Origin of the sequence: Campylobacter concisus, from assembly GCF_002913945.1 — a bacterium.
Lineage (GTDB): Bacteria > Campylobacterota > Campylobacteria > Campylobacterales > Campylobacteraceae > Campylobacter_A > Campylobacter_A concisus_P.
Window position 1 is genome coordinate 1 of the sequence record NZ_POZK01000039.1, and the last position, 6,861, is coordinate 6,861.

A 6,861-nucleotide genomic window follows, 5' to 3' on the forward strand; every position below is an offset into this window, starting at 1 on the left:
ACCCAGAATGCATTTTTTTCAGCATTTGGTGAATTTAAACGAGCTTTTGTATTTATTTTTGTTATTTTTCTTTGGCATGATGGTAGTTATAAAAATTCAAAATGGTTGTTTTTTGCCATGGTTATAGCTTTAAGTTTAGACAATTTACATTTTTTTATAAAAGGAATAGAAGAAGGAACGCTTTTAAATTTAAGAAATACAAAAAATCAATTGATTCAACCTATCGATAGATTTTATTCGAGTTTTTTTGATAATTTATTCATTTTTTCTTTGATATCACTATTTTATATAAAAAATAATTTTTATAAATTTTTTATTACTATTTTTAATATCATTATTAGCTTAATTTTTATTTTGCTTACAGGAGCAAGAGGTTCATGGCTTGCACTTGCTTTGAGCTTAGTAGTAATGTTGATTTTAATATCTAAGAAGGAAAAAATTGATCTTTTTAATAAAAAAGTTATAATAATTTGCTCAATTTTACTTGTTGCCTCTGCTTGCGTCTACTATAACTCCACGCTTTTGCAATTTAAGATTTCACAAGGATTTTATACTTCTGGTAGAGGAGATATTTTAACAAAAAGATTACCGCTTCTTTTTAGCTCTGATAGAGCTTATATAGGCATAGGTTTTGGCGGTAAGCAATATACTAAATTTTTAAATGATAAAAATGTCAACAATGATGACCTTGGTCCAACTGGCGTAGAAACTGATGGCACCAAACATCCATATCATGATGAGCCTGTATTTATTGGTCAGTATTATCATTATGGTGTAGTAGGTACTGCTCTTTTTGTTACACTTGTTTTGTATATACTTTTTGTCTCTTTTAAAAGGTATTTATCAAACAACAAATTTTATATAGCAATATTTGGAAGCATACTTTGCACTTATATATTTAGGGGACTATTTGAGACTATATATTTTACTCATCTTTATGTAATGCTTGGTCTTTTTATAGTGTTTTTGTGCAAAAACAAGGAGTGATTTATGAAACTATTTTACATATACCCAGAACAAATCCCTCAAGGTAATGCAAGAGAAATAGCGATACTAAATACATTTTTTGAGCTTAGTAATATGTGTGATGCTAAGCTAGTCTTGCCACAGGCCCCTTTAAACTTAAATGAGGTAAATGAGAAATTTGCTTTAAAAATAAAAGCTAATGACATATTGTTAGTAAGAAAAAAGATTTTGTTTTTAAAAAGTAATAAAATTTTTAACTTTTTTCTAAAAAAAATAATAAATAACAACTCAAATAAAGAAGCAATATTTTATACGAGACATTTAAAGATAGCTAAATTTTTACTAGAAAATAAAATGCCTGATCAAAAGGTTGTATTTGAAGCGCATGAGTGTTTTACCTTAGGCAACAAAGCACTTTATAATATGGAAAAAGAGATACTAAAAAAAGCTGATTTCGTCTTTTCACACAATATCAGCACATTAAATGAACTTAGAAAATTTTTTGACTTACAAATAACAAATTCGGCAGTTGTTTATAATGGCTGCAAACAAAATTATGATTTTAAGAAGAAAGATTTTGATTTTTCAAGTATAAATTATTATGGCTCATTCTTGTTATGGAAAGGCCTTGATTTGATGCTGGATTTTGCTTTAAAAACTAGGATAAAACTTGAGCTGTATGGTAAGAATAGTGGAAATAGTTTTATAAATTTAAAAAATACTCTTAAAGAAAGAAAGATCGAAGATCTAGTATGCTTTAAAGGGGTGTTGCCTCAAAATGAAGTTGTAAAAAGCCTCATTGAAAACAATACAGTTTTGATAATACCTAGTGTAAAAAGTGCTTATTCTCTTTATAGCACTCCACTAAAGCTTTTTGAGTATATGGCAAACTCAAACATTGTCTTAGCTCCAAATTTCCCGCCAGTTGTTGAAATAGTAAAAGATGGTAAAAATGGTTTCTTATACGAAGCAGGAGATGAAAAAAGTCTAGAAGAAAAATTTAATTATATAAAGATATTAAGTAATGATGAGCTAAATAAAATTTCAAAAAATGCTTATAAAAGTATGAGTGAAAATACTTGGAAAAATAGAGCTAGAAAAATAATTAAAGAATTAGAAAAATTAAATTAGAAAGATTTAAAAAAAAGGGGGGGGGCGATTGCCCCTGAGATTATGCAGCTGGATAAACAGATACTTTTTTTCTGTTTTTATCAAGTCTTTCAAATTTTACAAAGCCATCAACTAATGCAAAAATAGTGTGATCTTTGCCAAGACCTACGTTATTTCCAGCGTGAGTTGCTGTTCCTCTTTGGCGGATAATTATATTTCCAGCACGAACGAACTCACCACCAAATTTCTTAACACCTAATCGGCGTCCGATACTATCACGGTTATTTTGGGTTGAACCCTGACCTTTTTTGTGTGCCATATCTTATCTCCTTAAGCTGCGATACTTACGACTTTTACACGTGTAAATTGTCTTCTAAAGCCGCGTTTTAGTTTTGAGTCTTTACGTCTGCGTTTTTTGTAGATAACTACTTTTTTGTCTTTGCCTTCATTAACGACCTCAAGAACAACTTTTGCACCCTTTACAAATGGCGCACCTACCTTTACTTCGCCGTCATTTACAGCTAAAACTTCTGTAATCTCAACGGTTGATTTAGCTTCAGCACTAAAGTGATCTAGCTTAAGGTACTCGCCCTCGCTAACACGATATTGCTTACCGCCATGCTTAAATATAGCGTATTTTGACATACTCTACCTTTCTAAAATTTGGTAAGACCAAAAAGCACTTTTTTGCAAAAGATTTATGGAGCTTTGTTGGTTGTAAGGTGTGAATATTAGCCAAAAGTTTATAAATTCTACTTTAATGCTCCTGATTTTATGACCTCATCGGCTAAATTTTTAATCATCGCATCGTGATCCATAAAAAATGTCTTATCATTTGGCAAATAAGGCTGATATATCAGTGTTTTGACTACTGGCGTATTTAAGATCACATTTATCAGTTCAAACTCAGGTGGCAAAATAAAATAGAGTTTTGGCTTAGGAATTTCACTTTGAAAAAGCCTTTGCGCGTAAAATTTACTAAAATTTTTATTCTTTGGAAGCTTTATCTCTTTAAAAAGATCAAATGGCAAAAAGTAGCGCGCCAAGGCATGAAGTCCGTGCGCAAAGATGTAGAGGCGTTTTTCAAATTTAGGCGCATCTGTCCTGCCAAATGTGGAGCAAAATTTCTGCAAATGCTCGCTCATAGTAGCCGTATCTTTTTCATGCAGGGCAAGCACAAACTTAACCGCTTCTCTTTCATTTGCTGGCTTTTTAGACTCTGCAAAGGCGTGAGCCTTCTCTAGGGCAGGGGCGAGTAAATTTTCATCTTGCCAAAGCATTGCCGTGAGTAAATCATGCATGACGCATAGAAATTTATAGCCGTTTTTGCTAGGCGGCAAGCCTTTTGGAAAGATCCTTGCCATACTATCTGTGTCACCGCAAGTGATATCAAAAAATGCTGGTATGAGCCTCTCACACTGATCGTATCCACCGCTACATCCTGGGAGTAAATTTAGCTTAGCGTATTGAAAAATGAGATCATTTAGTGCCTCGGCGTCGCCCTCAGTTAGGCACTTTTCAAGATAAAAGTCGTAATCTCTAGCTCTTGAAAAAGAGAGTAATCGTATGAGCTCACATAAAAAGTCGTATTCGTTTAAATTTTTCTCTTTTATCTCGGCGTAAATGCTTGCGTACTCGTCTAAAAGTAGCTCTTCATCGCTTTTTGGTGGCTTTTTGGCTTTGAAAATGTTAAATAAGCCTTCTAAAAATGACATTTTGTGTCTCCTTATTTTTGCTAATTTTAACCAAAAAGGCCTAATTTTCCACGTGCAAAAAGGTGGCTTTAGCGGATATTTTAACCGCATTTTGGCTATAATCGCCCCAAATTTAAGCAACCCTAGGACAAAAATGGCAGGCGAAGATCAGGAAAAAACCGAAGAAGCGACCCCTAAAAAGATAGAAGACGCCAAAAAGGACGGCAACGTCCCCAAAAGCCAGGACCTATCAGGCTTCGTGACCCTAGTTATCGCTATTGGTGTGCTGCTTGCGATGCTAAATTTTATGAAAGAGCAAATCATCTCACTTTATATCTATTATTCTAAATTTATCGGTCAGCCTCTAACCCTACCAACAGTTAAACTAATCGTCGTAAACACCTTTGCTAGAGCACTTTTGATGATCCTGCCAGTTTGTATATGTGTAGCAGTTGCTGGCATTATCGCAAATGTAATGCAATTTGGTTTTATCTTTACGACAAAGCCCATAACGCCAAATTTTGGCAAGATAAATCCTCTAAAAGGCATCAAAAATCTCGTCTCTATGAAAAAAGCGATCGATAGCGTTAAAATCGTATTAAAAGTAAGTATTGTCTTTGGTGTTGGATTTTATTTTTTCTTGCAGTTTATAAAGGAGCTACCGCACACGCTCTTTTTTTCTATGTTTGATCAGCTTGCTTGGCTAAAAGAAAAGCTCATCATTCTTGTTAGTGTCATGCTTTTTATCCTTTTTGTGATCGGACTTATTGACCTTCTCATTGTGCGTTTTCAATACTTTAAAGACCTTCGTATGAGCAAGCAAGAGATAAAAGATGAGTATAAGCAAATGGAAGGAGATCCGCAGGTAAAAGGCAGAATTCGTCAAGCACAAATGCGTGCAGCCAAGCGTAGAATGATGCAAAATATCCCACAAGCTGACGTAGTCATCACAAACCCTACTCACTACGCCGTGGCGATAAGATATGATAAAAGTCGTGACGAAGCACCGATAATACTTGCCAAAGGTGTTGATTTTTTAGCATTGCAAATCAAAAAAATAGCCGTTGAACATGGTGTGCAAATTTATGAAAACCCACCACTCGCAAGAGAGCTTTATAAAATTTGTGAGGTTGATGATACAATACCAGCACATCTTTTTAGGGCCGTAGCCGAAGTGCTAAGCTTCGTTTATATGAGCAATAAACAAAAATTTAAAGATAAGCTTTGATAAATTCTACTCTTGCTACTAGAAATTACTAGCAGCAAGAGAATTTATCTATTATAGATATCCAAAAGCAGTTGCAAAAATATAGCCAAATATACAAGAGGATATAACACCAATAAGACCAGGAATGATAAAGCTATGATTGATAACAAATTTACCAATATGTGTCGTACCGCTTCTATCAAACTGAATAGCCGCAAGGTCGCTTGGATATGTTGGCAGGATGTAGTATCCGTAGCAAGCTGGTGCAAAAGCTAGAATGATAGCAGGATTAACATCGATATTTAAAGCTAATGGCACAAATGCAACCAAGGCTGCAGCTTGAGAATTTACAAATTTTGAGATAATCAAGAGCATAACCGCATAAGTCCAAGGGTGCTCTTTTACGATGCTTCCTAGCGCCTCTTTCATCATCGGAGTATGCACTGCAAACATGGTCTCAGCCATCCAAGAGATACCAAATACTGCAACAAGAGCGATCATACCTGATCTAAATATCTCGTTTTTACCGATCTTACTAGCATCTGTTGGTGTAAAGATTAAAATGATAGCGCCTGTTAAAAGCATGAAAATTTGGATAACATGAACCATGCTTAGGCTTTTTGAAGATGCTTGTTTGTTGCTTATATTGATGTAAGCACCTTGAAATTCTTCTTTTGCGCCTTTTTCATTTATATATGTTACTGCACCATCAGCCGTGCGAGTAAGAGTTTGATTTGCATCTTTGCCGATGATTTTGACTGATTGAGCTTTTTGATTAGCATTTAGTTTATCGTTTGCTACTTTTAACTCAGCCGCCTCTGTTTGGATGCTAGCATCTTTTATTTTTAAGGTTTTTAAGACTTTTTGCTCAGTTGGGAGGTTGGCTATTACTTGAACGACTGTTGCATCTTTGTAAGTAGTCCAGCTTGGACGAAGATCTTTAAAATATCCAAGAAGTGCAACTACAAGGATAGAGCCTAAAAATATCCACATCGCAGCCCATTGATAGCCAGGAAGCTTTTTGCCTAAAAGTGTCGCACTATCGCCATAAACATATTTTTTAAACTCAGGATCTTGAAGCTTTGCTTGAAAGACTTCGTCTTTGTCAAGATCTTTACCTCTAAACCAGCTAAAAATTCCTACCGCTAAAACACCGCAGAATGTTGATGGAATCGTAATCTTTAAAAGATCCAAATACCCATCAAAGCCAGCTAGGTGAGTTTTAGCATTAATAAGAAAGCTTGTAAGAGTTACAACAGCAACTGAAACTGGACTTGCTATGATGCCCATTTGTGAAGCTATTGAGCTTGCTGCCATTGGTCGCTCTGGGCGGATACCATTTTTGATAGCGATGTCATAAACGATAGGAAGCACGGTATAAACAACGTGTCCAGTACCGCATAAAATAGTAAGTGTACATGTTACAAAAGGAGCCAAGATACTTACATATTTTGGATTTTTTCTAAGTATGGTTTCTGCTATTTGAAGCATAACATCAAGACCACCACTAGCTTGAAGCGTAGCACTTGCTACAACGACAGCAAGGATAGTTAGCATAACATCAATAGCTGGCTTACCAGGCTCGATATTAAATCCAAAAACGAGGACTATAAGACCAATACCGCCTAGCATACCAAGCGCGATACCGCCTTTTTTAGCCCCGTAGAACAAACAGATAAGGACGATGAGAAGCTGGATAACAAACTGCATGCCTTCACTTAAATTCATGAGAAAATCCATGAAACCTCCTAAGTTAATATAAATTTAATCAAGATTATATCTCTTATGGATTTAGATTAAACTTATATTTTAAGGATGATTTGATACAAATATAACATTTTGATTAATAAGGCTTATTTAGGATAAATTTTTACAAGATTGTCT

General features: G+C 34.7%; 7 protein-coding genes. 3 read left to right on the forward strand and 4 right to left on the reverse strand.

The features are described from left to right. Nucleotides 1-987 (forward strand): O-antigen ligase family protein (locus CYP64_RS10085; RefSeq protein ID WP_103649607.1); only part of this gene is annotated, 987 nt, incomplete at its 5' end. 3 nt (nt 988-990) lie between these two features. Further along, the gene (locus tag CYP64_RS09850) at nt 991-2,097 is read left to right on the forward strand and encodes a glycosyltransferase (protein WP_103649608.1); all 1,107 of its coding nucleotides are present in this window, start codon (nt 991-993) and stop codon (nt 2,095-2,097) included. Nucleotides 2,098-2,137: 40 nt separating this feature from the next. Here the strand turns inward: CYP64_RS09850 and rpmA are convergent, their stop codons facing one another. The 3 genes from rpmA to CYP64_RS09865 form a co-directional block, all read right to left on the reverse strand. Continuing rightward, complete coding sequence (rpmA, locus tag CYP64_RS09855; protein WP_002942569.1) at nt 2,138-2,395, reverse strand: 50S ribosomal protein L27; 258 nt, start codon at nt 2,393-2,395, stop codon at nt 2,138-2,140. 11 nt (nt 2,396-2,406) lie between these two features. Further along, complete coding sequence (gene rplU, locus CYP64_RS09860; protein ID WP_021090648.1) at nt 2,407-2,721, reverse strand: 50S ribosomal protein L21; 315 nt, start codon at nt 2,719-2,721, stop codon at nt 2,407-2,409. A gap of 107 nt (nt 2,722-2,828) precedes the next feature. Next, a complete protein-coding gene (locus CYP64_RS09865; protein WP_103649609.1) occupies nt 2,829-3,791 on the reverse strand; it encodes a hypothetical protein in 963 nt (320 codons plus the stop codon). Between the two features lie 133 nt (nt 3,792-3,924). On the opposite strand from CYP64_RS09865, the gene flhB reads away from it, so the two are divergent. Continuing rightward, complete coding sequence (gene flhB, locus CYP64_RS09870; protein WP_103649610.1) at nt 3,925-4,998, forward strand: flagellar biosynthesis protein FlhB; 1,074 nt, start codon at nt 3,925-3,927, stop codon at nt 4,996-4,998. A 51-nt stretch (nt 4,999-5,049) separates the two neighbouring features. Here flhB and CYP64_RS09875 read toward each other — a convergent pair whose 3' ends face one another. Further along, nucleotides 5,050-6,717: an anaerobic C4-dicarboxylate transporter gene (locus tag CYP64_RS09875; RefSeq protein WP_021090856.1), complete on the reverse strand. Its 1,668-nt coding sequence runs from the start codon at nt 6,715-6,717 to the stop codon at nt 5,050-5,052. Nucleotides 6,718-6,861: the final 144 nt, after the last annotated feature.